The 25,969-nt window shown below is 43.4% G+C and carries 16 protein-coding genes; 10 read left to right on the forward strand and 6 right to left on the reverse strand.

Annotated features, from left to right (window positions below; translation table 11 throughout):
* Positions 1 to 166 precede the first annotated feature (166 nt).
* Both V7L31_RS00765 and V7L31_RS00770 read right to left on the reverse strand, forming a co-directional pair.
* A complete protein-coding gene (locus tag V7L31_RS00765; protein ID WP_334694486.1) occupies positions 167 to 1,444 on the reverse strand; it encodes an APC family permease in 1,278 nt (425 codons plus the stop codon).
* A gap of 27 nt (positions 1,445 to 1,471) precedes the next feature.
* Positions 1,472 to 1,609 carry a hypothetical protein gene (locus V7L31_RS00770; RefSeq protein ID WP_334694487.1) on the reverse strand — a complete coding sequence of 46 codons (138 nt, stop codon included), beginning with the start codon at positions 1,607 to 1,609 and terminating at the stop codon, positions 1,472 to 1,474.
* Between the two features lie 60 nt (positions 1,610 to 1,669).
* On the opposite strand from V7L31_RS00770, the gene V7L31_RS00775 reads away from it, so the two are divergent.
* From V7L31_RS00775 to V7L31_RS00790, 4 genes are all read left to right on the forward strand, one after another.
* Positions 1,670 to 1,861, forward strand: coding sequence for a hypothetical protein (locus tag V7L31_RS00775; protein ID WP_334694488.1), 192 nt, complete (start codon positions 1,670 to 1,672; stop codon positions 1,859 to 1,861).
* A 199-nt stretch (positions 1,862 to 2,060) separates the two neighbouring features.
* Complete coding sequence (locus V7L31_RS00780; RefSeq protein WP_334694489.1) at positions 2,061 to 2,267, forward strand: hypothetical protein; 207 nt, start codon at positions 2,061 to 2,063, stop codon at positions 2,265 to 2,267.
* A 67-nt stretch (positions 2,268 to 2,334) separates the two neighbouring features.
* Complete coding sequence (locus V7L31_RS00785; RefSeq protein ID WP_334694490.1) at positions 2,335 to 3,999, forward strand: FAD-dependent oxidoreductase; 1,665 nt, start codon at positions 2,335 to 2,337, stop codon at positions 3,997 to 3,999.
* A 121-nt stretch (positions 4,000 to 4,120) separates the two neighbouring features.
* Positions 4,121 to 5,515 (forward strand): ATP-binding protein, encoded by a 1,395-nt coding sequence (locus V7L31_RS00790; RefSeq protein WP_334694491.1) that lies wholly within the window; start codon positions 4,121 to 4,123, stop codon positions 5,513 to 5,515.
* A 54-nt stretch (positions 5,516 to 5,569) separates the two neighbouring features.
* Here the strand turns inward: V7L31_RS00790 and V7L31_RS00795 are convergent, their stop codons facing one another.
* Positions 5,570 to 6,718 carry a BMP family ABC transporter substrate-binding protein gene (locus tag V7L31_RS00795; RefSeq protein ID WP_334694492.1) on the reverse strand — a complete coding sequence of 383 codons (1,149 nt, stop codon included), beginning with the start codon at positions 6,716 to 6,718 and terminating at the stop codon, positions 5,570 to 5,572.
* Positions 6,719 to 6,962: 244 nt separating this feature from the next.
* Between V7L31_RS00795 and V7L31_RS00800 the strand changes: the two genes are divergently transcribed.
* Positions 6,963 to 8,465, forward strand: a complete 1,503-nt coding sequence (locus V7L31_RS00800) for an acyl--CoA ligase (RefSeq protein WP_334694493.1) — start codon at positions 6,963 to 6,965, stop codon at positions 8,463 to 8,465.
* A gap of 174 nt (positions 8,466 to 8,639) precedes the next feature.
* On the opposite strand, the gene V7L31_RS00805 is transcribed toward V7L31_RS00800, so the two are convergent.
* Positions 8,640 to 13,277 carry a GAF domain-containing protein gene (locus V7L31_RS00805; RefSeq protein ID WP_334694494.1) on the reverse strand — a complete coding sequence of 1,546 codons (4,638 nt, stop codon included), beginning with the start codon at positions 13,275 to 13,277 and terminating at the stop codon, positions 8,640 to 8,642.
* A gap of 247 nt (positions 13,278 to 13,524) precedes the next feature.
* On the opposite strand from V7L31_RS00805, the gene V7L31_RS00810 reads away from it, so the two are divergent.
* From V7L31_RS00810 to V7L31_RS00825, 4 genes are all read left to right on the forward strand, one after another.
* Entirely contained in the window at positions 13,525 to 13,848 is a 324-nt protein-coding gene (locus V7L31_RS00810; RefSeq protein WP_334694495.1) for a YnfA family protein, read from the forward strand.
* A 529-nt stretch (positions 13,849 to 14,377) separates the two neighbouring features.
* Positions 14,378 to 15,766, forward strand: coding sequence for an ammonium transporter (locus V7L31_RS00815; RefSeq protein ID WP_442944334.1), 1,389 nt, complete (start codon positions 14,378 to 14,380; stop codon positions 15,764 to 15,766).
* A 197-nt stretch (positions 15,767 to 15,963) separates the two neighbouring features.
* Complete coding sequence (locus tag V7L31_RS00820) at positions 15,964 to 16,827, forward strand: SGNH/GDSL hydrolase family protein (RefSeq protein ID WP_334694497.1); 864 nt, start codon at positions 15,964 to 15,966, stop codon at positions 16,825 to 16,827.
* A 230-nt stretch (positions 16,828 to 17,057) separates the two neighbouring features.
* On the forward strand, positions 17,058 to 18,251 hold the full coding sequence (locus V7L31_RS00825; RefSeq protein ID WP_334694498.1) for a 4-hydroxy-3-methylbut-2-enyl diphosphate reductase: 1,194 nt from the start codon (positions 17,058 to 17,060) through the stop codon (positions 18,249 to 18,251).
* A gap of 358 nt (positions 18,252 to 18,609) precedes the next feature.
* On the opposite strand, the gene V7L31_RS00830 is transcribed toward V7L31_RS00825, so the two are convergent.
* The gene (locus tag V7L31_RS00830; protein ID WP_334694499.1) at positions 18,610 to 22,245 is read right to left on the reverse strand and encodes a DUF4912 domain-containing protein; all 3,636 of its coding nucleotides are present in this window, start codon (positions 22,243 to 22,245) and stop codon (positions 18,610 to 18,612) included.
* Positions 22,246 to 22,770: 525 nt separating this feature from the next.
* The gene (locus tag V7L31_RS00835) at positions 22,771 to 23,877 is read right to left on the reverse strand and encodes a precorrin-8X methylmutase (RefSeq protein ID WP_334694571.1); all 1,107 of its coding nucleotides are present in this window, start codon (positions 23,875 to 23,877) and stop codon (positions 22,771 to 22,773) included.
* Positions 23,878 to 24,023: 146 nt separating this feature from the next.
* Between V7L31_RS00835 and V7L31_RS00840 the strand changes: the two genes are divergently transcribed.
* A complete protein-coding gene (locus V7L31_RS00840) occupies positions 24,024 to 25,931 on the forward strand; it encodes a heavy metal translocating P-type ATPase (RefSeq protein WP_334694500.1) in 1,908 nt (635 codons plus the stop codon).
* Positions 25,932 to 25,969: the final 38 nt, after the last annotated feature.

Consider the following 25,969-nt stretch of genomic DNA (forward strand, 5'->3'; position numbering starts at 1 on the left):
TCAGTTTCATTTATTGCTAACTATTAAAAATAGCCCTTTAGCTGATCCTAAAGGGGTATCTTAATATATGCTGTCATGAGTTTTTATCTATTGATTAGGAAACAACTGTTGTCCGAGCTTGCGATCTTCAGGCTTTCGTTTGTCCTAGAGTTGAGCTTTTTCTTGTTCAAAGATGTAGCGGTCGTTTGGTTGACAGATAGTAGATTACTTCGAGACCGATGGCTACTCCCACCATGAATATTAAAACCCAGACAGTTTGTGGATCTGTTTGCAAAGCAAACCAAATTAACATTCCTAGTGCCACCAAACATATTCCAGCACCTAGAAGTGAAATCCACTGCTTGCTTTTCGTATAACGATGCATACGAGCATTAGCTAAATTAACCGCAGCAAATATCAAGAGAAACCCAGCACTACCCATCGTTGAGATCCGATTTATATCGCAGAAATTGGCGATAATTAGAGTAACACCACTAGTAATAAATAAGCCTATTGAAGATTGGTCATAACCATTTATTTGGCTACCAGGGTCAAACCCTCTAGATTGAGCAATAACAGTGCTAAAACGAGATGAGCCGTACAGTGTTGCGTTACTAGCCGAGAGAGTTGACAGCAGAGCGGCAATAGTAATCAAAACAGATCCCAATTGCCCCATAATTGGTTTAGCAACTTCAGCCAAAGTATAGTCTTTTGCTGCCAAAATCTGTTCTATTGGTTCTGCTCCTAATGTCACCAGTGCGATTAAAATATAAAGCAAAATAACGAACCCGATTACAGAGTAATAAACTCGTGGCAAAGTGTACTTGGGATTGACAAGATCCTCTGCTGTATTGGCGATTAGCTCAAAGCCTTCATAAGACAAGAAAATCACCATTGCTCCAGCAAAAATTGACTGTAGCGACGACACTGAAGCTGGTTCTAGATGGGAAATGTTGATGTGACTGCTCCCCATAATAATGAACAGGATTAAAATTCCCAGTTTGAAGCTGACAATCCAGATTTGAGATTTCCCAATATAATTGGCAGTTAGTAGATTTAGTCCAGTTGTGCCTAAAATTGCCAAGCTAATCAATAAGTGCTTCCAAATAGGTTGAGTAGATGTTGCGAACAGGCTAACTCCATAACTACCAAAAGCTTGCAAGTAAAAGGAAAGCATGACTACATAGCTAAACCATAGTAGAAGATTCAGTGTCCCACTAAACAGCCCTAAACCAAAAGCCTGATTTAAGAAGGTTACTGTCCCGCCTCGACATGGATGAGCTACCGAAAGTTGAGCATAAGCATAAGTAGTTATCAAAGCTATTGTCCCTGCGATCGCAAATGCTAGTGGTGCGCCTACATCAGCTATTTGGATTGCAACTCCGATCGCTGGAAAAAGCCCACCGACAATGCCTCCTACACCCAATGCCCACACAGACCAAAAACCTATTTTTTTGTTTGACACCTGTAACCTCTTTAAGAATAGATAGTCTTATAGTCGTTGACTAGCACGCAGATAATCAAGCTGAACAATGTTATTAGGCATTGAGCCAAGATAGAGGTATTTATTAATTGATAACTCTTCGTAATCACTCTTGAGTAGCGTGACTATCAACGGAATTATAGGCATCGTGGCGTAGTAAACTGTCCATAGTATATCGCGTACACCGGACACTACTAGCGATCATAAATGAGGCTGCCACCCCCAACTCGTCTACCAAACAAGCATTACAAGTATAGAGAATACCTTACAAGCAAGGTGCGATCGCTCCTCAATGCCGCACTCGATCGCAAAGCTCGTTATTCTCACCGTGATTACACACTGATGCTGGTAAATGCAGTTGCCAATTATCAATATCCCACATTCAGCATTTTATTTTAGGCTCAAACACCGAGCTTACACGCGGATAGTAATACCCTGTTGCCTTATCTAATTCAATTCAGATTAACGCGACTAACCAAAATAGTTTTATGATTCTCTACGAAAGCATATTGTGAAATTACCAAAATATTCTCAAGCTCATTCTGAATCACCTAAACCTGATTCCAAGGTCAAATAAAGTGCAGGGAGATGAACAAGTATGGCTGAACATGTATTTCATAACCAACTGGGTTTAGAGGAACAAACCGAAAAACTTGGAAAGCAAGCGTTGAGCTTGGGTTTGATTCCCAGCTTTGTGGTGCATTACTTTCCCGATACCTGGGTATTTTATATCCCTAATGAAAGTCAATCAGAACCGCTGACACCAGAAGAAGCATACTTTCGTTTAAAGCAACTGGTTAAATAGTAGATATTTTGACAACAGATTTTTGAAAATAACGGCTAGGCACTGCAATTGTTGAGTAACAGTAATTATGGCGAAACCAGCAATTTTAACCGTCGATGACGATCCAGAGGTACTGCAAGCAGTGTCACGAGATTTACGGCATCAGTATGGCGATCGCTTCCGTATTGTTCGTGCAGATTCCGGTATTACCGCTTTAGATGTAGTGCAGCAACTCAAATTACGGAATGAACCTGTTGCCCTATTTTTGGTAGATCAACGTATGCCCCAGATGGGAGGTGTAGAGTTCCTGGAACGGGCAAAAGACATCTTTCCCGATGCGAAACGTGCCTTGTTGACAGCCTATGCAGATACGGATGCTGCTATTAAATCAATTAATAGTGCCAGACTTGATTATTACTTACTCAAGCCCTGGAATCCACCAGAAGAGAAGTTATATCCGGTTTTAGATGATTTGCTCGATGACTGGCTAGCTGGATTCCGCCCACCATTTCAAGGGATTCGAGTCATTGGTAATCGCTGGTCGCCTTTTTCACATCAAGTGAAAGATTTCCTAGCACGTAACCAGATTCCATTTAAGTGGTTAGATATTGAACTAGAACCAGAGGCGGCAAAATTGGTGGAATACGCCCAAGCTGATTGTAGACAACAATTGCCCTTGGTGCTTTTTCCCGATGGTTCCCGGTTAATTCAACCATCTAATTTAGAGATTGCTGCCAAAATTGGACTGCAAACTCAGGCAGAGCGACCCTTTTATGATTTGGCGATCGTGGGTGCTGGCCCTGCCGGACTGGCTGCCGCCGTCTATGGTGCTTCTGAGGGATTGAGTACTGTCTTAATTGAGCGGGAAGCGCCAGGAGGACAAGCTGGCACGAGTTCGCGGATTGAGAACTATTTGGGGTTTCCGATTGGCTTGAGTGGCAATGATTTGGCAAGGCGGGGAGTCACCCAAGCGCGGCGATTTGGCGTAGAGATTCTCACACCTCAAGTAGTAACTGGAGTGAGGCTGGAAGATCCTTATCGAATTCTGCAATTAGCAGATGGTAGCGAGATTAGTTGCCATGCGCTTTTAGTTGCAACTGGCGTTTCCTATCGCTGGCTAAATGTACCAGGAGCCGAAAAGCTTACAGGGGCAGGAATTTACTACGGCGCTGCCATGACTGAAGCGATCGCCTGTAGCAATGAAGAGGTTTACTTGGTAGGCGGGGCAAACTCTGCCGGACAAGCAGCAATGCACTTTTGTAAGTATGCCAGCAAAGTGATTATGTTGGTGCGGGGTGAGTCACTAGCATCAACTATGTCCCAATACTTAATTGACCAAATTGCCGCCACTGAAAATATCCAAGTTTGCACAAGTTGCAGCGTTGTGGAAGTGAAGGGAGAGGAACATTTAGAAGCAATTGTGATTACCCACGCCAAGACAGGACAAACTGAAACCGTGTCAGCGCGATCGCTGTTTATTTTCATCGGTGCTAGCCCTAAAACAGATTGGCTCGATGGCGTTATTCAACGCGATGCTCAGGGTTTTGTCATCACAGGGCCAGACTTAATACATAATGGCAAATCTGCCCCACGTTGGAATTTGGAACGCTCTCCTTTTTTGCTAGAAACCAACATTCCCGGTATCTTCGCAGCTGGAGATGTCCGCTACGGATCAGTTAAGCGCGTAGCATCCGGTGTGGGAGAAGGTTCCATTGCCATTCAATTCGTTCACCGCTACCTGGGTAATGTTTAGCTAGAGCAGAAAAAACTATATATATATTTGCAAACCTCTCCCCTACCCCTCTGCCCCCCTGCTCCCCTGCCCCTCTGCCCCCCTGCCCCCTGCCCCCCTTCCCCTTCAAGGAGGTTCATTGATGTTATGTGTTGAAGAATTAATCAACTTAGACCCATTTCAACAGCTTCCTAAAGAGCGATTGGAGTGGGTTTGCGATCGCGCTCAAACAGTTGAACTTTCGGCCGGAGCAGTGTTGTCCTATGAGGGAGATCCTGTATGTCGCTTATTTATCTTAGTCAAAGGTAAAATCAACATCACCCGCCGTAGTGAAGGCGTGGAAATTCCCATCGGGCAACACGAAGCCCCATCTTTTTTTGGTGAAATTCCTGTACTCACTGATGAACCTGCACCTGTCACAATGCGGGCATTGACAAATTGCCATATTTATGAAATGAAGGGAGAAGACTTCCGTAAACTGCTGCATGAATGTCGTGATTTTGAGCGAATGGTTTTCCGAATTATGCAGCGTCGTGTCCGGGGGCTAGAGTCTTTTATTCGTGGGCGAGAAAAGATGGCAGCTTTAGGGACACTTGCTGCCGGTTTAGCTCATGAACTCAATAACCCAGCCGCCGCCCTGGTTCGGACTTTAGGAGAAATGCCCGCCGCCATCTTAGAGTTACAACGAATGAACTTAGTTTATGGGCAACGCAATGTTGACGAAGCCCATACTCAACACTGGTTGAAAGTACGCGATCAAGGCCATGATGCGATTTTAAATAATCGTGTAGATCCAGTGACATTAAGCGATCGCGAAACCATATTACTGGAATGGTTAGAAGACTATGGTGTAAAACAAGCCTGGAAATTAGCAGAACCTTTAGCAGAAGGTGGTGTTGAGGTTGAAACCTTAGAGCAACTCATGGAACGTTGGCGCAACGACGACACGGAATTGCGAGAAATGGGGTTGCACTGGCTAGCGCTTTCCTTTGAAGTCATGTCAATGATTAAACATGGTTTGCGAGGATCTGAGAGGATTTCTGAACTTGTGCAAGCAATGAAGTCTTATTCTTACCTCGATCAAGGCATTCAGCAAGAAGTAGATATACATCAAGGCTTGGAAGATACCTTGCGATTGTTTGCCCATAAACTCAAAAGCGGTGTGCAAGTGCAACGCAATTACGATCGAAGTCTGCCGAAAATTCTTGCCTATGGTAGCGAACTAAATCAAGTGTGGACAAACTTGATTGACAACGCCATTGATGCAATGGATGGTAAAGGATTACTGGAAATTAAAACTTGGCATTGCGATCGCTATGCTCATATTGACATTATCGACTCTGGTAGTGGAATTCCACTGGAAATTAAAACGCGCATTTTTGAACCCTTCTTCACTACCAAATCAGTAGGGCATGGATCGGGATTAGGTTTAGAAACTACTCGCCGGATTGTAGAAAATCGCCATCACGGTACACTCTCATTTGAATCGCAGCTGGGTAGAACTTGTTTCACCATCTGCTTACCTTTGACATCTTGAAGGAGGCAGGGGGCAGGAGGCGATCGTATCTCTACATGATATTATCTAGCAGTGCTAGGATTTCCCTTTCGGAATTGACCCTTCAATTCCCTCAACATACCAATCCATCGCTAGTTGTCCGCGATCGTCCAACACCTTACCCTTTGGCACTCGCACTACCCCTTTTTGATCTTTCACTGGGCCATTAAAAGGGTGTGCAGTACCCTGAATAAACTCATCGCGCTTCGCATACACTAGTTGTTGCACATCAGCCGGAATTGCCTCATTCATCGGGGAAATATCCACCATTCCTTGACCAATGCCATCCCAAACCTCTTGAGACTTCCAAGTATTACTCATTACAGCTAAAGCTTTATCTGTATAGAATTTGCCCCATTTACTAACGGCTGATGTCAGGTGGGCTTTTTGACCAAACTTACTCATATCGGTGTTGTAGCCAAAAGCATAAATACCTTTTTCCTCGGCTAACTGGATAACAGCACCAGAGTCGGTATGTTGTGTTAATATATCTGCACCTAAATTGACCAAAGCTTGAGCCGCATCTCTTTCTTTAGCTGGATCGTACCAACTTTGCACCCAAAGTACCTTAACTTTTGCTTGGGGATTTGTTAGACGTACTCCTTGAGTGAATGCACTGATTCCTCGGATTACTTCTGGAATTGGGTATGCGCCAATAAAACCAACTACATTTGATTTTGTCATCTTGCCAGCAATCATGCCGGTTAAGTAACGCGGTTCTTCAAAGCGTCCCAGATAAGTGCCAACATTGGTAGCACGTTTGTATCCTGTACAGTGTTCAAAGACAACATCACTAAAGTCTTTGGCAACTTTAATTGTTGGGTTCATGTACCCAAAGGAAGTTGTAAAAATCAACTTGTTACCATCTAATGCTAATTGGCGAATCACCCTTTCAGCGTCAGCACCTTCTTTGACATTTTCAACAAAGGTAGTTTTTACCTTATCTTGAAGATTGGCTTCCATGTCTCTGCGACCTAAATCATGGGCATAAGTCCAGCCAAAATCACCCACAGAGTCCACATAGACAAATCCCACCTTGAGAGGTTCATTGACTGCCACTGACGACGCTAAGGGAGACGCCTCACCCTGCGATTTGGTGGAATTTCTACCTTGTTGAATACAACTAGTTAAGGCAAAGCTAGATCCTGCTAAAGTGAGATACTTTAGAAAATTCCGACGATCCATATTTTATCTATGCAGTTTAGTTGGTGAAAAAGATTTTTCTGATTTCTAGTCATGACAGCCACACTCCACACTATTGACTTAATTTTAGCTCTTGTTTTTTGCCTTAAACTTACTAAACAATGGTTGAATTGGGTATGGAGCATGAGAAATGTGGACAAGTGGGACAATGAGGATAAGGAGGATAAAGGAAACAAGAAAAGAGTTTCTTTTCCAATTCCCAATTTTCTTAATCTGGAGGTTTTGAATGAATTTATTTGAGCTTTTAGTAGGGGAAGACAATCATCCAGCGCTAGTTACGGCTGAGGGGCGATCGCTAACTTATCAGCAATTGCGCGACAATGTTCTTGGACTAGTAACCCAACTCAACAGCTTTGGATTGAAATGGGGAGAACGTATTGCCATTGCGATGAGTAACGGTTCACCAATGGCGATTACCTTCTTGGCGGCTGCTTTATGTGGCACTGCTGCACCCTTAAATCCCAAATACAAGCAAGAAGAATTTGCCTTTTACTACCAAGATACCCAAGCAAAAGCACTGATTACGTTATCAGAGGGGTCAGAAACAGCCATTGCTGCTGTCACACCCGATATGATACTGATTAATGCCAAGGTAAACACTGATGGCACATTAAGCTTTGAATTAGTCAAAGAGAAACTTTCCCCCTGCTCCCCGCCCCCTGCTCCCTTGCCTCAGTCTGATGATATAGCGATGATTCTCCATACTAGCGGTACTACGAGTCGTCCCAAGCGTGTGCCAATTCGTCATCGCAACTTAATCGCTTCAGCCAATAACTTCATTGGTGCCTACTCACTCACAGCCGCAGATACGACACTTTGTCTAATGCCTTTGTTCCATATTCACGGATTGGTGGGCTGTTTGCTGGCAACTCTGGCATCGGGCGGTACACTAGTTTGTCCCAATGGTTTCAATGCTCTGGAGTTTTGGAAACTGGTAGATACCTACAAACCCACCTGGTACTCCGCAGCGCCAACTATGCACCAGACAATTTTGGCACGCGCTAGCCGCAATACAGAAATTGTTAAAGCTAATCGCTTTCGTTTTGTTCGCTCTAGTAGCGCTTCTTTGCCCCCGGTTATCATTGAACAGCTAGAGGCTACTCTGAATGCTCCAGTGGTAGAAGCTTATAGCATGACTGAAGCATCTCACTTAATGACTACTAATCCCCTACCGCCAAAAGTCAGGAAACCGGGTACTGTCGGTTATGGCTTTGGTGTCGAAGTAGGGATTATGGACTCTGAAGGCAACCTATTATCTCAGGGAAGCTTGGGTGAAGTGGTGGTAAAAGCACCCAATGTTATAGATGGCTACGAAAACAATCCAGAAGCTAATGCCACTGCTTTTGTAAATGGTTGGTTCCGCACAGGAGATCAGGGTACTGTGGACGAAGACGGCTATCTTCGCCTGACTGGACGCATTAAAGAATTGATTAACCGAGGTGGGGAAAAAATCTCTCCTTTAGAAGTGGATGATGTCTTATTGCGTCATCCCGCAGTCGCCGAAGCCTTAGCTTTTGCTGTCCCCCACAAATCTTTAGGAGAAGATATCCACGCTGCTGTAGTTCTGAAAGCAGAAGTTAGCGAAAAAGAACTTTTAGCTCACTGTTCAACCATGCTGGCAGACTTCAAAGTTCCTAAGCAAGTTCACATTTTAGATCAACTACCTCGTGGTGCTACTGGTAAACTACAACGGTTGGCGATGGCGAAATTATTGAATATTGGGGAGTAGAGAGTGGCGAGAAAGATGGCGCTGCTCAAAAATCTCGCAAGCTGAGATGTTCATAATGAATCATTGAAATTCAAGCTTTAAGAACTTTATCGCGTCTCGAAAACCCAAAATTGTTGCCAGTAGCCCTTAACCCAAGCGTATCGAGTTATAAACACCTAAAACGACACCTTTATTCTATTTTGTTAAAAAGTCTTGAATGCGGTTGACAAATTCTTCTAATTCTGGAATTAAGTTGGTAGTACCTCTCAGGTCTTGATCGTTAGCTAGTTGTTCTAGTTTGTCAGCGGTCAGATACATAGCTGTGGCTCCAATGTTGGCACTAGCACCTTTAAGGTGATGAGCTTCTCGTGTTATTTGCTCAAAGTCATTATGTGCGATCGCTATTTTAATGATCTCTAAACGTGGTTTAATATCTTCAACGCATAATTGCAATAGATTTAGTTCAAATTCTTGATCATTTCCCGATATCTGATGCAACTGTTCCCAATCAATTGCTAGATCATCTGTGCCGTTGTTTGTGGTAGAAACTACTTCTTCATACACAACTGGCTCTTGTTGGGAAGAAATCACGCCTGTCCAATGCTCTAAGGTGGCAGCCAATTTTTCTTTAAACACTGGCTTACTCAAATAATCGTCCATTCCGGCATTGAGACACGTTTGTTCGTCTTCTTTCATCACATTTGCCGTCATCGCAATCACTACAGGACGATGACCCAGGGCAAAGGCGTCCTCTTGCCAACGATGAATTTCTTTTGTGGTTTCCAAACCATCGAGAATTGGCATTTGGCAATCCATTAAAATCAAATCGTAAGGAATTTTTTCTAATAGCTGCAAAACTTCCTTGCCATTGGCAACGACATCGGCTTTATAGCCCAAACTCTGGAGTTGCTTCAAGGCTACTTTCTGATTCACCAAATTATCTTCTGCTAGGAGAATTCTTAACTTGGATTTCGTAGAAGGGTTAGAGAAAGAAGAAGTAAGAATGTCTAAAGTTTCTGTACTCTGGATTTCTTTAGTAGCCTCTTGTTCTGATTCCGACTGCACTCCTAAAATAGTGATGATGGTATCAAAAAGTCGTGATGGTCTAATGGGTTTGACTAAATAAGCCGCAAATCCGATTTTGAGTGCCTGCTGCACTTCATCCCGTTGATTAGTAGAGGCGAGCATAATCAAAGGGATCTCAGCAAGTGCAGAATTAGCTTGAATTTGTTCTTTGATTGTCATGCCAAAAGTTTGGTTTTTTTGCATATCAATCAAAGCGATATGATATGGTTTTCCTTGCTCATCAGCTTGCTGAATAACTTTCAGGGCCACAGCAATATTGTCAACACGATCTACTTCCATTCCCCAATGAGTAGCTTGATGGGAGATAACTTTGCAATTAATAGCGTTGTTATCTACTATTAACAAGCGGCGATTGTGTAAAAGTGGGCGATCGCATTTTGGCAAAACAGGCTCAACTTGCTTGGTAAAAAGTACCTCAAACCAAAAATTAGATCCTTTCCCTACCTGACTTTCTACCCCAATCACTCCTCCCATCAAGGTTACAAGCTGTTTACAAATCGCTAATCCCAAACCAGTACCACCATATTTACGAGTGGTAGAAGCATCCACTTGAGTAAATGGCGTAAAGAGTTTGCGTTGGTCTTCAGGGCTAATGCCAAGACCTGTATCTGTGATGTCAAAATGGATGGTAGCTGTAGTCGAAGAAAAGGAACGCAATTCGGCTTGCACTAATACTTCGCCAGTGCTAGTAAACTTGATCGCATTGCTGATTAAGTTCATCAGAATTTGCCGCAGTCTACCTGTATCTCCTTTGAGATGAGTGGGGACATTATGCTCAATTAGTGCGGCAATTTCTAATCCCTTGTTATGGGCTGAAGGAGCCAATAATTCCACCACTTCTTCTACACAAGTGGATAGGTCAAAATCTAGAGTTTCGAGAGCCATCTCTCCAGCTTCAAGTTTGGAAAGATCCAAAATTTCGTTGATTAAACTTAAAAGGGCATCTCCACTACTGCGAATTGTTTCAATAAAATCTCGCTGTTCTGCGTCTAAGGGAGTATCTAATACCAAGCTGGTCATCCCCAATACAGCATTCATCGGAGTCCGAATTTCATGACTGATATTTGCCAAAAAGGCACTTTTCATTTGAGAAGCTAATTCCGCTTGGCGACGAGCAATTTCCAGTTCTTTTCGCTGACGAGTTTCTGCTGCTAATAGTTGGGCTTGAACTAGGGCAATACCTACTTGATCGGCTATTTGCCGCAAAAGATGAGTTTCAAAGCTAGACCAGTGGTGAGAATCGTCACACTGATGAACTATGAGCAAACCGCGCAGTTCTTCTTTGACAAGAATGGGCACAACTAAATTAACTTTGACCCCAAACTGTTGGATTAATTCTAAATGGCTTTGTTCAACTTCCGGCAGAGCCAAGTTATTTAGCTCTAAAATCTGTCCTTGACGGTACTGCTGTAGATAATATTGTTGTAGATATTCCGCTTGTAGATAAAGGGGAGTAATGTTTTGCTCTTTGATTGTTGGTAAGCCAGAAACTACTGCTTCAGTAACGGTGGTTGCAGACTCATCTGGTAAAAGCTGATAGATCAAAACTCGGTCAGTCTGGAGAATCTTTTGTACCTCTTCGACAGTGATTTGGAGAATTTCTTCGATATCCAAAGACTGACGAATTTTGAGAGTGATTTCGGTAAATAGTTGCGATCGCAAATTTTGGCGTTGTATTTCTTCTTCAGCCAGTTTACGCTGGATAAATTGCCCCACTTGTTCACCGATATAATTCATTGTTTTGACCAAATCTTGGTCAGGGGAATGGATTTCACGATTGAAGCAGGTAATGACACCGAGGATTTTATGGTCGCTGCGGATTGGAAAACCAAAAGCTGCATGTAGTCCTACTTGAGCAGCAATTTTGAAGTTAGGGAAATGAATATCTTTAGCGATATCAGCAATCCAAACAGGTTCAGAACTAGCCCAAACCCGTCCAGGTAGTCCAATTCCTGGCGCAAAGGTGGTTTGTTGCTTTAGTGATTCAAACTCTTGCATTTCCAGGGATGGTTTATGCCAGATATCGAGAAAACGCAGCACGTTTGCTTGCTCATCGACCATCCAAATTTCACCCAAATCCCATACCAAACTCTCACAGATCCCTTGCAAGATTTGGCGAGTAGCTTCGCTGATTGTGGCTGACTCTGCTAAAACGCGGGTTGTAGCATATTGGGCAGTTAGATGCTGTTGTGCGCGTTTGTGATTGGTAATGTCAATGCCAGTACTAACGATGTATTCTACTGATCCTTCATAGTCTTTTAAGAAGGTATTCGACCAGACAATTAGTCGCCGACTGCCATCCTTCATTACCCAATGGTTTTCGTACTCCAAGAAGCCTTTACCAGTTAGCAATTGCTTAAAAACTGCCTTGACTGGCTCTAATTCTTCAGGAAGTAGGAATAAGTTCCAGAAATACCTACCCCTTACCTCATCGAAGGAGTAACCGGTTATTTGCTCACAAGCTTGATTGAAACGAACAATTTTTCCTTGAGTGTCGAGAACTATTACCAACATGCCGACTGTATCAAGGATTGCTGAGATAAAATTGCGTTCTTGATTTAAGGTTTCTTCTGCCTTTTTCCGCTCTGTAACCTCACGATAGATGAAGTAGTAGATTACAACAAGAACAATAAAACTTAGGCAGATTGCGATCGCAAGTATCAGAATTGTGTTGCGAATCCGAGCCTTTGCTGTTTGTAATTGCTGCTGAAGCTGTCCCCTTTGCTCGTCCACCATCTCATCGATCGCCTTGCGGATATCGTCCATGAGATTTTGCTGATTATTTTTCTGTAGTACTAATAATGCCGTCTCTAATCCCTTGTTCTGACGCAAGTGGATAGTCTGTTTTAGTTCAGCAAATTTAGCCGTGATGAGAAATTCAAGGGTTGCAATCTGCTTTTGTTGATTCGGTTGATCTGCTGTTAAATCCTTCAGGTTGGCAATTTCTTGATCGACGTTAGTAAGTGCTGTTTGATAAGGTTTTAGATAAATTTGTTCTCCAGTGAAAATATAACTACTTTGTCCAGTCTCGGCCTCTTTTATTTGGGATAGTAGTTTTTCTAAGCTGTTGATTTTTTTATAAGTTTTTTTTATGATACTGCGATTATTAGTAGATATTCTTGTATTTTGATAAGAAACCACGCCAATCAGAACTACCATTGCCGAGGCCAAAGCCAAACCTGCTGCAATCTTTTTGAAAAATTGCTTGCGTACCCTCTGCGCCTGTTTGCCTTTCTTGGTAACAAGTACCAAACTTGCTAAATTTCGGCGCAGTTCCAGTTGCTTAATGACATGATGACCTAAGGTTCGTAATGCCTCCAGTTGTTCTGGATTAAGTTCTCGTGGTACGTAGTCAATTACACACAGGGTTCCTAGCGCGTATCCCTCAGGGTTAGTCAGAGGTACACCAGCATAAAACCGAATACTTGGGTCAGATATTACCAGTGGGTTTGTAGCGAATCGTTCGTCATTTGTTGCATCAGGCACAACCAAAACGTCAGGCTGGAGTATGGCATGGGCACAGAATGCCAAATCTCGGTGTGTTTCTACGGCTTCCATTCCGACTTTTGATTTGAACCACTGGCGATTTGTATCAATTAAGCTAATTAAGGCAATAGGGGTCTGACAAATATACGAAGCTAAACGGGTAAGGTCGTCAAAGGCGGCTTCAGATGGCGTATCCAGAATCTTATATTGTAAAAGCGTCTCAATTCTCTGTGCTTCGTTATCAGGTAATGGTGCTTTCATCCGTGAGCCTTATCTACATTCTGGGGATTGGGGACTGGGGATTGGGGAGTGGGGATTGGGAATTGGGGATTGGAGGAATTATTAAAAAAGAACCCTTATCTTGTTTCTTCCAATCTTTAATACCCAGTACCCAGTACCCACTCCCCAATCCCCAATTCAACAAACTTACTTTAATTAATGACAATAGTTTGGTTAAAAGCGTTAGCGTAATTTCACTGAGTTCGACCTTATTTAAATAATCGGTCAAATGATTAAGTCACTACTGTATTTTTTATGGGCTGGTTTCTTTGAAATTGGGGGCGGCTACCTAATCTGGTTGTGGTTGCGCGAGGGGAAGCCCTTCTGGTGGGGCTTATTGGGAGGAATTGCTTTGGCTTTCTACGGGGTTCTTGCAACTCTCCAACCGGCAAATTTTGGTAGAGTGTATGCAGCCTACGGTGGCGTGTTTATTGCAATGGCAACGCTTTGGGGCTGGAAGGTAGACGGGGTAACCCCAGACCGTTACGACTTAATCGGAGTATGTTTAGCTTTAGCAAGTGTATTAATTATCATGTTTGCTCCGAGAAGTTAAGTAAATTTTCTATATTATTTTTGACCAATAGCTTTTATATTATTCCCTTTAAAACAGATGATCGTCTCACACAAAATTGCAAAAGTTTTTTTAGCAACTAAGCGATGAGAATCAGGCAAGTAGATATCTACGCGTTTATACGGGAGATAGGAAGAGAAATTATGAGATATTTTTTGGGCAAATTTTCGGAGAATACTGGCGATAATTTCCAATATTTGTCAATTCTCAGAATTATTTTGGTTTGTAACAGTAAGTAACTGTAAGTAACTAAAAATTTGGAATTTTGTAGCGCTTGAATAAAATGCTATTCTTCAAAAAAAGATGCAATCGTTGCATCACTACACCCTTATTTTGATCTTGGCAACTACAATCAGGATTATATTTTTGTTAACATTTCCAGAAAATTCAGGTTAAGTAACTTTAAAGACAAAAATGTCTAACTAAAAGTAATCAAATGTAGTTAAGTATACAAATCATTGGTGCTTAGGAAGAGAAAGAAGTGTTGAAGAAATTTGTGATGATTGGGGCTATGACCCTACTGTTTTTGGCAGGGCCGTTGATGGGCGATGCTTTCGCCCAAACCCCTGCTGCTGCTGCTCCACCTACTGCTGATACTGGAGATACGGCATTTATGCTGATTTCAGCAGCGCTCGTATTACTAATGACACCAGGATTGGCGTTTTTCTATGGTGGATTTGTGCGATCGCGCAACGTCTTAAACACATTGATGATGAGCTTTGTGTTAATGGCAATTGTGGGAGTTACCTGGATTCTCTGGGGCTATAGTCTTTCTTTTGCGCCAGGTTTACCGTTTATCGGTGGATTACAGTGGTTTGGGTTGAATGGTGTCGGGTTAGAAGTCACCAATTATCTTAAAGGGTCAAATCCGCCGGAAGTCGTCTCTTATGCCGGAACGATACCCCACCAGGCATTCATGATCTATCAAGCCATGTTTGCGATTATCACCCCAGCCTTAATTTCTGGAGCGCTCGCAGAACGGATGAGTTTCCGCGCCTATTCACTGTTTGTCCTACTGTGGTCAACCTTTGTTTACGCCCCTCTAGCTCACATGGTATGGGCGAAAGGTGGATTTTTAGGTTTGTATGGTGGATTGGGTGCCCTCGACTTTGCAGGTGGCACAGTAGTTCATATTAGTTCCGGTGTTTCAGCCCTAGTCGCAGCGATCGTCCTTGGCCCTCGGAAAACCCATCCCGATCGCCTTAGCCCACCGCACAACGTTCCATTTATTTTGTTAGGTGCTGGCTTGCTGTGGTTTGGTTGGTTCGGCTTCAACGCTGGTAGTGCCCTATCAGTTGCTAGTGGAACTTCTGGCACTGTAGTCACAAATTTGGCAACCACAGCCTTTGTCGCCACCAATGCGGCGGCGGCGGCGGCGGCTTTAATGTGGTTAATTTTGGAAGCAGCTTTGCGAGGTAAACCAACCGCCGTGGGAGCAGCGACAGGAGCCGTTGCTGGTTTAGTGGGCATTACTCCCGCCGCTGGATTTGTTACACCGCTATCATCGATTTTAATTGGTTTCATCACCGCCTTTGTTTGCTTCTATGCCATCAGTTTCAAGCACAAGCTAGAAATTGATGATGCTTTAGATACCTATCCCGTGCATGGGGTTGGTGGTACAGTCGGGGCGATTTTAACCGCAATCTTTGCCACGACTCAAGTTAACGGTGGAGGTAAAGACGGAGTACTGCGTGGTAATCTTGGTGAATTGGGAGTTGAGCTAGTAGCAATTGCCGTTGCTTATGCGATCGCAGGTGTTGGTACGTGGATTATTCTCAAGGTTATCGATGCTACAGTCGGGCTGCGAGTTAAAGAGGAAGCAGAATTACAAGGTTTGGATATCAACGAACACGGCGAAGAAGGTTACAATTCCGAGTTTGGCGATCGTCCGACTCAGTAGGGAGCAGGGGAAGCAGGGGAGCAGGGGAAGCAGAGGAGAAATAACTAATGCCCCATACCCAGTTCCCAATACCCAATCCCCATTACCCCTTATCCCCAGAGGGGGCCCCACCTTCCCCAATCCCCAATTTAAAGTTGTGCCATTTGCGATCGCTAGCGTTAAAATTTGATTCAAATAATTGGTAAATTTCGCTAGTCGTGTCTACTTCTTTTAAAACCTTTCCTCTCTGGGCATTTTTCTCGCTGTTAACCAACGGCATCCTAATGTTGGCGGTCATTCTGCTAATTTGGCAACAGCAGAAATTGGCCGCTTTTTTTGGGATAATAACATCCCCACAGCCAATCAACCTAAATAGCGATCGCCCAATTGCTACACCTGATTTAGGTCGCCGTCACCAACTCACTTACCAGGAGTGGGTAGATATTCTCAAGCAAGAAGCCAAGGTCGCTGCTGACCAACGTCCTCCGCATTTAAGCATCCTGGCGGGAGATTCTCTGAGTTTGTGGTTTCCTCCTGAGTTATTACCTGAGGGTAAAAGTTGGCTCAATCAAGGAATTTCTGGCGAAACCAGCAATGGTCTCTTGAAAAGATTAACAATATTTAACCGCACCCAGCCAGAGGTGATTTTTGTGATGATTGGCATTAATGACCTCATTCGGGGGATGAGTGATGGAGAAATTTTAGATAATCAACGGCAAATTATCAATTACCTACGAAAGACGCATCCCACAGCACAAGTTGTTGTTCAGTCGATTTTGCCACATGGGGCAGAGGACGCAACCTGGAAAGGACGAGGAAACCTGTTGGCTGTTGCCAATAGTCGTATTCGTGATTTGAATCAGCAACTACAAAGCATCTCTACCAAAAAAGGTGTCAAATATCTCGATTTACATCCCCTGTTTACCAACAAACAAGGAAATCTCCGCCGCGAATTTACTACTGATGGCTTGCACTTAAGTCCTGAAGGTTATATAGTTTGGCGTTCTGCATTGCAGATTTATAGCGAGATCGAATTAAAACCCCAGCAAGAAAAAGAGGGTAAAAGGTTAAATAATTCGTAATTAAGTTTTGTGACGAGGATTTAGACCCCGACCCAAAACTTGCCGATTATTGAAACGGGGGATTTAAACCCACGGTACTCGGTTAAAGTAAAAATTATAAGGGCATTAAATCCTTTAGCCCTTGCCCATCAGCCTTTCCCCCTCTCTGATAATATCTTTGAATACAACTCTGTATAAATCGCGTCTGGGCACGAGAAAATAAAAAATAGTGGTTTAAGTAGACAAATCTCATGGATACAAAAGCTTTTAAGCGCAGCCTCCAACATTCAGAAAATTACAATCGCAAGGGCTTTGGTCATCAAGCAGAAGTTGCTACTCAGTTGCAGTCAGAGTATCAGAGTAACTTGATTCAAGAAATTCGCGATCGCAATTACACTCTACAACGGGGCAATGTGACAATCCGACTAGCAAAAGCCTTTGGTTTTTGCTGGGGTGTAGAACGGGCTGTAGCAATGGCTTACGAAACCCGTCAGCACTTCCCCACAGAACAAATTTGGATTACTAACGAGATTATCCACAATCCTTCTGTGAATCAGCGGATGCAGGAAATGGAAGTAAAATTCATTCCTGTTGAAGGAAAGAATAAAGACTTTTCTGTTGTTGGAACTGGTGATGTCGTCATATTACCCGCCTTTGGGGCTAGTGTTCAAGAAATGCAGATACTTCACGATAAAGGCTGCAAAATTGTTGATACTACTTGTCCTTGGGTATCTAAAGTTTGGAATACAGTAGAAAAGCACAAAAAAATTGATTATACTTCCATTATTCACGGTAAATATAAACATGAAGAAACAGTTGCAACTAGTTCCTTTGCTGGCAAGTATTTAATAGTGTTAAATTTGCCAGAAGCAGAATATGTTGCTAGCTATATTATCAATGGCGGGAACCGTGAAGAATTTTTGACCAAATTTGCGAAAGCTTGTTCAGCAGGATTTGACCCCGATCGAGATTTAGCCAGAGTTGGTATTGCCAACCAAACTACCATGCTTAAAGGTGAAACTGAGGAAATCGGTAAGCTTTTTGAGCGGACTATGTTGCAGAAATATGGCCCTATTGAGTTAAATCAGCATTTCCAAAGCTTCAATACCATTTGTGACGCTACCCAAGAACGTCAAGATGCCATGTTGGAGTTAGTGGAAGATAATTTAGATTTAATGGTAGTAATTGGTGGCTTTAATTCATCGAATACTACTCAGTTGCAACAAATTGCTTTTGAGCGGAAAATTCCTTCCTATCACATTGATACTGTTGAACGCTTGAAATCAGGAAATTCCATTGAACATCGACAATTAAATGGGCAGTTAATAACTACAGAAAACTGGTTGCCAAAGGGAGAAATTTCTGTGGGAGTTACTTCTGGTGCTTCCACGCCAGATAAAGTAGTAGAAGATGTGATTGAGAAGATTTTTGCAGTCAAAAAATAGACTAAATCCCTTCTTTCTATTTGCTCTTAAAATGACACTGTGGTGGTTTGCAATTGGGTGGAATACAAACAATTGCGAGTAGGGGCGCACATCTGTCATTGGTGTCAACTTAACGTGAAACGGGCGGTTATAAACCGCGTCTATAGAAACAAAAGCTACCGATCCTGGGTTTCAAACCCTTAAATATTATCTCGTTCCCAGTCTCCGACTGGGAATGCTCATCATTGAGGCTCCGCCTCCCTTGCTGGCGGCAGAGCCGCTTTTGAGTTGCATTTCCAGCCAGAGGACTGGAAACGAGGTTTTAAAAGGGTTTGAGCTTAAGTTGACACCAATGCACAGATATGTATCCCACGAATTTTTAGCTTTCGGAAGTTTCTTGAGAAAACTTCTTATGAATAGTTTTTGTGGATTCTCCATCAGCAGCTACCGTGATCAGATAGTCCATTAAACCATCTGAAAAGGGGAGACGTAAGTGGAAAGTACCATCGGGTTTGATTTTGATGGTATGACCACCAATGTTTACGGTTGTATTTGGTTCGGTTGCTCCGTGAATAATCAACTCGGCATCGGCCACAAACCAGAAATCTCCGTGGGGACGACTGAAGACCCGAACGTTAGCTGAACGGGCGATAAGTAACCAACTATCGCCATTAGCAATATAGCCAATTTCAACCATATAATCGCGATCGCTCACGGGAATAGCCACAAAGCGATCGTGTGCTACCTCTTCAGATTCATACTGCTGTATTAACTGGGGACTTTGATAACTCAAGTCAATGCCAGTTACATCGTAGAGTCGCACTACCAGTTGTGAACCACCCTGTTGTTGCAGCGCTTCGGCCTGAGTCTTGGAAATGTGCCAAGAGACATAAGCCCATTTGGGAGTGCGGGGTGTGAGGACAATACTGCTCTCTTCTTCAGGGATCTCTTCTTCAGGGTTCTCTGCTTCTACATTTGCCCAGCCAACAGCTGTTTCGCTTGTTAAGGCGACATTTTCAACTGGAGAAACTGTAGAATCTGGTGTGGGATCTGGATGGACAGGATTGAAAACACGAACGATCGCAGAACGAGCAATAAATAACCAGACATCGCCATCAGCAACATAGCCAATTTCAGCTATATAATCGCGATCGCTGATGGGAATTTCCACAAAGCGATCCTGTGCTGTCTCTTCACATTCATACTGCTGGACAAACTGAGGATTTTGATAACTCAAGTCTATTCCAGTCACATCATAAAGCCGCACTACCAATTGAGAGCCGCCCTGTTGTTGCAGTGCTGCTTTTTTGGTTTCGGATATTTCCCAAGAGACATCAGCCCATTGGTGAGTGCGCGGTGTGAGTACAATACTGCTTTCTTCATCTACGTCTACATCTACCAAGCCAATATCTGTTTCATCAGGAATCGGCACATCAGCAACGATGGGATCTGGATGGATCGGATTGAACACACGAATAACTGCGGAACGGGCAATGAATAACCAGTACTCGCCATAAGCGATATAGCCAATTTCAGCTATGTAATCGCGATCGGTGACAGGAATATCCACCAGTCCTTCGTAGACTGTCTCTTCAGATTCGTACTGCTTTACAAGGTTGGGACTTTGATAACTCAGGTCAATACCAGTCACATCGTAAAGCCGCACCACCAATTGAGAGCCTCCCTGTTGTTGCAGCGAGGCTTTCTTGGCTTCGGAAATCTCCCAAGAGACATGAGCCAATGTATAAGTATATGGGGTCAGCACAATACTGCTCTCGTCATCTGCATCTACCAAACCAACAGCTGTTTCGGCGGCAATTGGCTCGTTGTCAACCGGAGTATCAATTTCGGCTTGGCCATCTGATGCCAAAGTACTAGCCCAGGTTCCAACCCCTACGCCTGCTGCTAAAGCCGCAGCAGTGGCAAAATCTGTGGAGTTCGTTTCCGCAACATTTTCCCCAGCAGTCGGTTCGGCTGGAGATGTTTCTTCTGGTAAATCGACAGTGGGTTCGGCCGCGTCCGCCACCACGTTAAAGGCATCTTCTTCTGGTATTTCTGGTAAATTTAACAGTGAAGATGTTGGTGTCGCTGATGGTTCTACATCGGCTGTCGCTTCGCTAGACTCTGGTAAGGGCAATTCATCTACTGGGGCTGTATCTTCATTTGAGGTGATACTCTCTAGCCAGTTCAACTCTGCTTGAAGTTCCTCATCTGCTCCATCTTCAATTGCTGTGTCCCAATATCCAAAATCAGATGTTATTTCTGGCAGATTTGGTAATTCTGGGAGTGGGGCTGTCACCTCCGATGAAGGCAGTTCCACATCAGAAGTATCTTCTGGAATATTAGCCAGGTGAGGATATGGAGTATTTACTACGGCTGCTGGGGCTTCTATGTCCCATTCAATTTCATCAGACTCATGATGATTTGTATCCGTATAATTATTTAGTTCAATTGTCTCTTTGATAGAGTCTGCTTCTGTGTCTTTGTTGTTAAAGGTAGACCAGGTAGCTGCCCCGATACCTGTTGCTAGAGCCGCACCACCGCCTAAAGCTGCGGCTCCCAAGTTGTTATTTTCCGAGCCATTAGTTTTGCCCGATGTGCCTTCGTAATGGTTTGAGGTACCATTAGTTGCCTCTTGGACTAAATTTGATGTCCCCTGAGTAGCATTCTGGGTCAGGTCAGATTGTGTTTGGGCATAGATGTTGAAAGGAGTGCGATCGGGGGTTTCTTGCTCTTGAAAGTGCGACACTGGCTGTTCTTCAAGTATCGCTCCATTCCGGGAGGAAGTTGTGCTGGCATTTAGCACCGCCGCTTCTCCATTTTCTGTGTTTGGTAAATGAGGATTTGATTCTGGCGAGTTGTCTGTTTTCTCTGTAGGGGATGGGCGTCTCCCCAAAATCCACCAGAACAATCCTCCGGCGGCGGTTACAAAAAACAAAGGTAGCAGCAACCACAAGGGTGTTTCTTTGTTTACAATTGGGCTATTTTGTGCTGGATCAGCGACAAAGGGCTTTTGGGCAAATACAGAAGTAGTGGCACTAGGGGAAGGCGTAGCAGCTGGTGTCGTCTGGGCATTGGGTAAAGCTGTAAAAGCAGTAGGTTGTAATACCCTGGATGCGATCGCCTCTGCTTCAGAAGCTCTAGCTTGTTCTATAGCCTGCTGTCCTGGGGGAGCCAGAGTATAGCCGATAAAATCAACTATAGTTAAGCTGGGATTTTTTTTGTAAACGTAGACTAAAGGTTGCGAGAAGGGATATTTTGCATCTTCTGGTAAGACTTGATGTAATTGCAGAACTCGCACACCTTTTAACTTCGATACCTGATTAGCTAACACATAGCTGATACCGTCTTTGCCCAGTTGTTTGATGATTTCTGCGGTATTATCCTCAGTTAGTTGGGTAGCATTAGCCCCTGTCGCAAATTCACCAGTTTTGAAGGCTGGATATGTACGAAAAGTATTGCGAGTTTCACTTGTGTTCGGGTGATCGATTAACCGAATCTTCTCTGAAGGCCCTCCCAGTTGTGACCAATTGGTAATTTGTCCCCGAAAAATCCGGGCGAATTGCCTACTAGTCAAGCTGCCTTTGAAAGGATTATCTGTGCTAACCACGATCGCGATTTTCTCACGGCGCAAGCGAACTTGTTCTAGTCCTTGGGCTTTTTCGGCTGGTGTCAAGCCGCGCCCCATTGCTACTATGTCGATTTTGCCATTTAGTAAATTTTTCAGTGCCGTACTAGTACCATTAGCAGCAACTTCAACCTTTGTACCAACAAACTGTTTTTCAAAACTTTTTTTCAGACTTTGGTTGATTGCACTCAAGCTACTAGAACCGTCAATCTTTACTTTTGAGCCATTCTGCACTGTTGTTGGCAGTGGAAAAGAGGTCGCTTCCGGTGTAGATTGTGCCAGCATTGGCGTTGATAACACCAGGCTTGCTGCCATCGGGGTTGTAGCTAAGGCAACCCATAATACCAGCCTGACTATCGAAGTATCTTTTTTTTCTTGTTGCCACATAAGCCCTTAATTAAAGTAAAAAATAGAAAGCCTGCCATTCCTAAATCGCGATCTTGTTAGGAATTATGGAGGAGACGCGCTAATTATACATCTGAGTTATCTTTAGTTCTAATCACTTCAAAGCACTCGTGCTGATTTATACTTCGCTGTAGCTTGTATAGCATGATAATTTATACTCTAATTGCCAAAGTCTGTTTACTATAAATTTTTCTAAGTTATATTGCAACTTATACCAAGCTGGTAGCTTATGGCCGCAGTTATGAATTATTGAATTACTAAAACTGGTAAAGTGTAACAAATTCAATATTATTTAACAATATTATTTTCAGTAGTGCTGAGTCTGAGTTGTGAGTGCTGAGTAAAAATTCCAGTTCCTAGAACATTTCCATGCAAGGCTTTTGAAACTCGTTTCATTGAGACTGTCTTAAATAGACATCTCCAGAAATTAAATATGCGTTACCCATAACCCTTGTAGAGACGTAGCACTGCTACTTTTCTACATTCTTTTTCGGAGATGTCTAATACTCATTTGAGATAGCAATGACAATCTGGCTTATCAATTAGTGACTCAACCAAGGCATTTAGGGCAGTTGCAGCTAATGCGCCACCTCCTAAAGTCCCTGCAACTGTAATATAAGGTATCCCTTGTTGCATCAGTTGTCGCTTGGCTGCGGGAGCATGGCTAAAGCCAATGGGCATTCCAATTACTAATGCAGGCTGAATTTTTTGATTAGCGATCGCTTCACAAGTTTCCAGAAGTACTGAGGGGGCATAACCAACTACCAGCACACAACCATTACTTACTTGCAGCAATTTTGTTCGCCATTCTTGATGTTGCCAAAAGGCGAGTTCTGCTTCAGTGGCGGTAGTAATATGAGGGTTATCAATTAAGGTTTCGGTGTGGCATCCCAAGTGAAATAATCGGGTTTGATCTAAAGCAGCAGCAACCGTTTGAGTATCGACAACAATTTGACAACTTGAAGATAAAGCTTCTCGACTAGCTGCGATCGCATCTCGACTCAATTTAATAAAAGATACTAAACTAACATCGCCACAAGCCAAAACCAACTGAGAAATTAAATGCTGTTCAATTTCCGAACGCTGAGACAAATCAGGTAGTAAACGTTGTAGCGATTCGGTAAAAGCTTCTGAATGGGTATGAATTTCGCCATCTAACCCACTCCAGAGATTTTCCAATCCCCCCAATCCAGCTTGAGTTTCGACATCAAGTAACTTCAGTTGTGCCAAAACTTCCGCCTGGATAATTTGACAATGGCGATCGCGCCCCAATAATCCTTCTAATGCTGATGCAGTTTGTCGCAGCTGAGAAATTTGTTGCATCACAGCGCGATATTGCTGCTGGAGTTGTCCCATGAGGTTAACCGTTGTATCGGCTTCTGGTTCCATTTCCAAAATATTACGGATATGGTTTAGCTGAAACCCTTGCTGTTTCAGTGCGACAATCCGTTGCAACCGGAGGACATCTTTTTGGGTATAGAGACGGTAATTGCTGTGCGATCGCACTGGTTGCGGTAGCAGCCCCAATTGATGGTAATGTCGCACCATCCGCGGAGTTAAACCGCCGCCTACCAAGTGCGTTAACTGCTTAATTGTCAGATCGCTAGTTTTGATTTCCACAAATTACGTTTTAATAAAAGTTATTATCGCCTATATACTCTGTAAACCTACCCACTGTGCGTTTCAAATTCATTATAAACCTTGACATTAACATTAATGTTAAGGTTTAGCGTGAGAGAGTCCCTGTTAATTCATCTCTCATGCTCTACTTCCAACGTTTGGGCCAATTCACCAAAGAACACGCAGATACCGTAGCCGCCCTTTTGTGTGGGTTGCTGTTATTTCTTGGATGGTTCGCCTTGCATCTCGGATGGTTAGGATTCGCATTCCTGCTGCTACCTGCTGCTTATGTAATTGGTGGTTACGAAAGTGCGCGGGAAGGATTGACTACTCTCTTCAAAGAAAAAGAACTCGATGTCGACTTGCTGATGATTGTCGCCGCCATTGGTGCTGCTAGTTTGGGCTTATGGCGAAGAGAATATCATCTAATTATTGATGGGGCAATTTTGATTCTGATCTTTGCCATCAGTGGCGCATTAGAAGGCTATGCAATGCAGCGAACTGAACGCAGTATCAGAAGTTTGATGAGTCTGACACCAGATACAGCAAGAGTTTTACTTCAAGGAAGGGAAGAGGAAATTCCGATCAGTCAGCTAAAAGTGGGTGATGAGATTGTCGTCAAACCTGGAGAGCTAATTCCTACTGATGGGATAATTTTATCTGGTTACAGCACCCTCAATCAAGCTGCAATCACAGGCGAGTCTTTACCTGTAGAAAAAACAGTCGGTGCAGAAGTATTTGCCGGCACACTTAACGGCTATGGTGCATTGCAGATTAAAGTACACAAACCAGCCCAAAGCAGTTTAATCCAGCGTGTAATTCGTTTGGTAGAACAAGCGCAGACAGAAGAACCATCTTCCCAAGAGTTTATCGATCGCTTTGAGAAAGGATATGCAAAAATCATTGTAGTAGCCGGAATATTGCTGGCAACTTTACCGCCATTTCTTTGGGGTTGGGATTGGGAAACAACAATTTATCGCGCTCTTACCTTTTTGGTGGTAGCTTCTCCCTGTGCGCTGATGGCTGCAATTATGCCCACCCTGCTTTCGGGAATCGCCAATGGTGCAAGACAGGGGATTTTGTTTAAAAATGGGGCGCAGTTGGAGAAGATTGGCAAAGTCCGAGCGATCGCATTTGATAAAACTGGTACTCTCACAACAGGGCAGTTGCAGGTATTTCAGGTAATTCCAGTTAGTGAATACACTAGAGATGATGTATTAAAAACTGCTGCTAGTGTAGAATCATCTTCCGAACATCCCATCGGTAAGGCAATCGTACAGGCGGCTAGTGATTTAAATTGGGTTGGTGCAATCGAAGTGCAAGCCTTACCTGGACAAGGAATTGTCGGAATTGCTCAAGAACAACAGATAATTGTCGGGAATGCTGTTTTTGTGCAACGATATGTCACAAATTTACCTGAAGAATTGCGAGAAATCGCTCAATCTTTGGAGCAACAGGGTAAAACTGTCGTTTGGGTTGCGCGGGAAGTAGAGGTGATGGGTGTAATTGCGATCGCAGATCAAGTCAGATCGCAAGCAGCCGCAACTATTACCCGGTTAAAGAAACTGGGAGTTGAAGAAATTGTCATGTTAACTGGGGATAATCAGGAAACTGCTCACAGTGTCGCCGAAGCCGTCGGAATCGATCGAGTATATGCTCAACTTCTGCCAGAAGATAAGCTCGATGTGATCCGCCGTCTACAGCAACAATATCAAACTGTGGCAATGGTGGGCGATGGAATTAATGATGCACCAGCTTTAGCGCAAGCATCTGTAGGTATCGCGATGGGAATATCTGGTAGTGATGTGGCATTGGAAACCGCAGATATAGTACTGATGGCAGACAAGTTAGAAAAAATTGCTGTAGCGATACATTTGGGTAGGCGATCGCAACTCATAGTCAAACAAAATATAGTCGTAGCCTTGGGTTTCATTCTGTTGCTTTTAGTCGGCAACTTTCTAGGAAATATCAACCTACCCATCGGCGTTATTGGCCATGAAGGTTCCACAGTCTTAGTTACCCTTAGCGGACTAAGATTGCTGAAATAAGGCAGAACAAAGTAGTACTTTGTCAAGCTAGTTTTGAT

Source organism: Nostoc sp., from assembly GCF_036916655.1.
Classification (GTDB): Bacteria; Cyanobacteriota; Cyanobacteriia; order Cyanobacteriales; family Nostocaceae; genus Nostoc.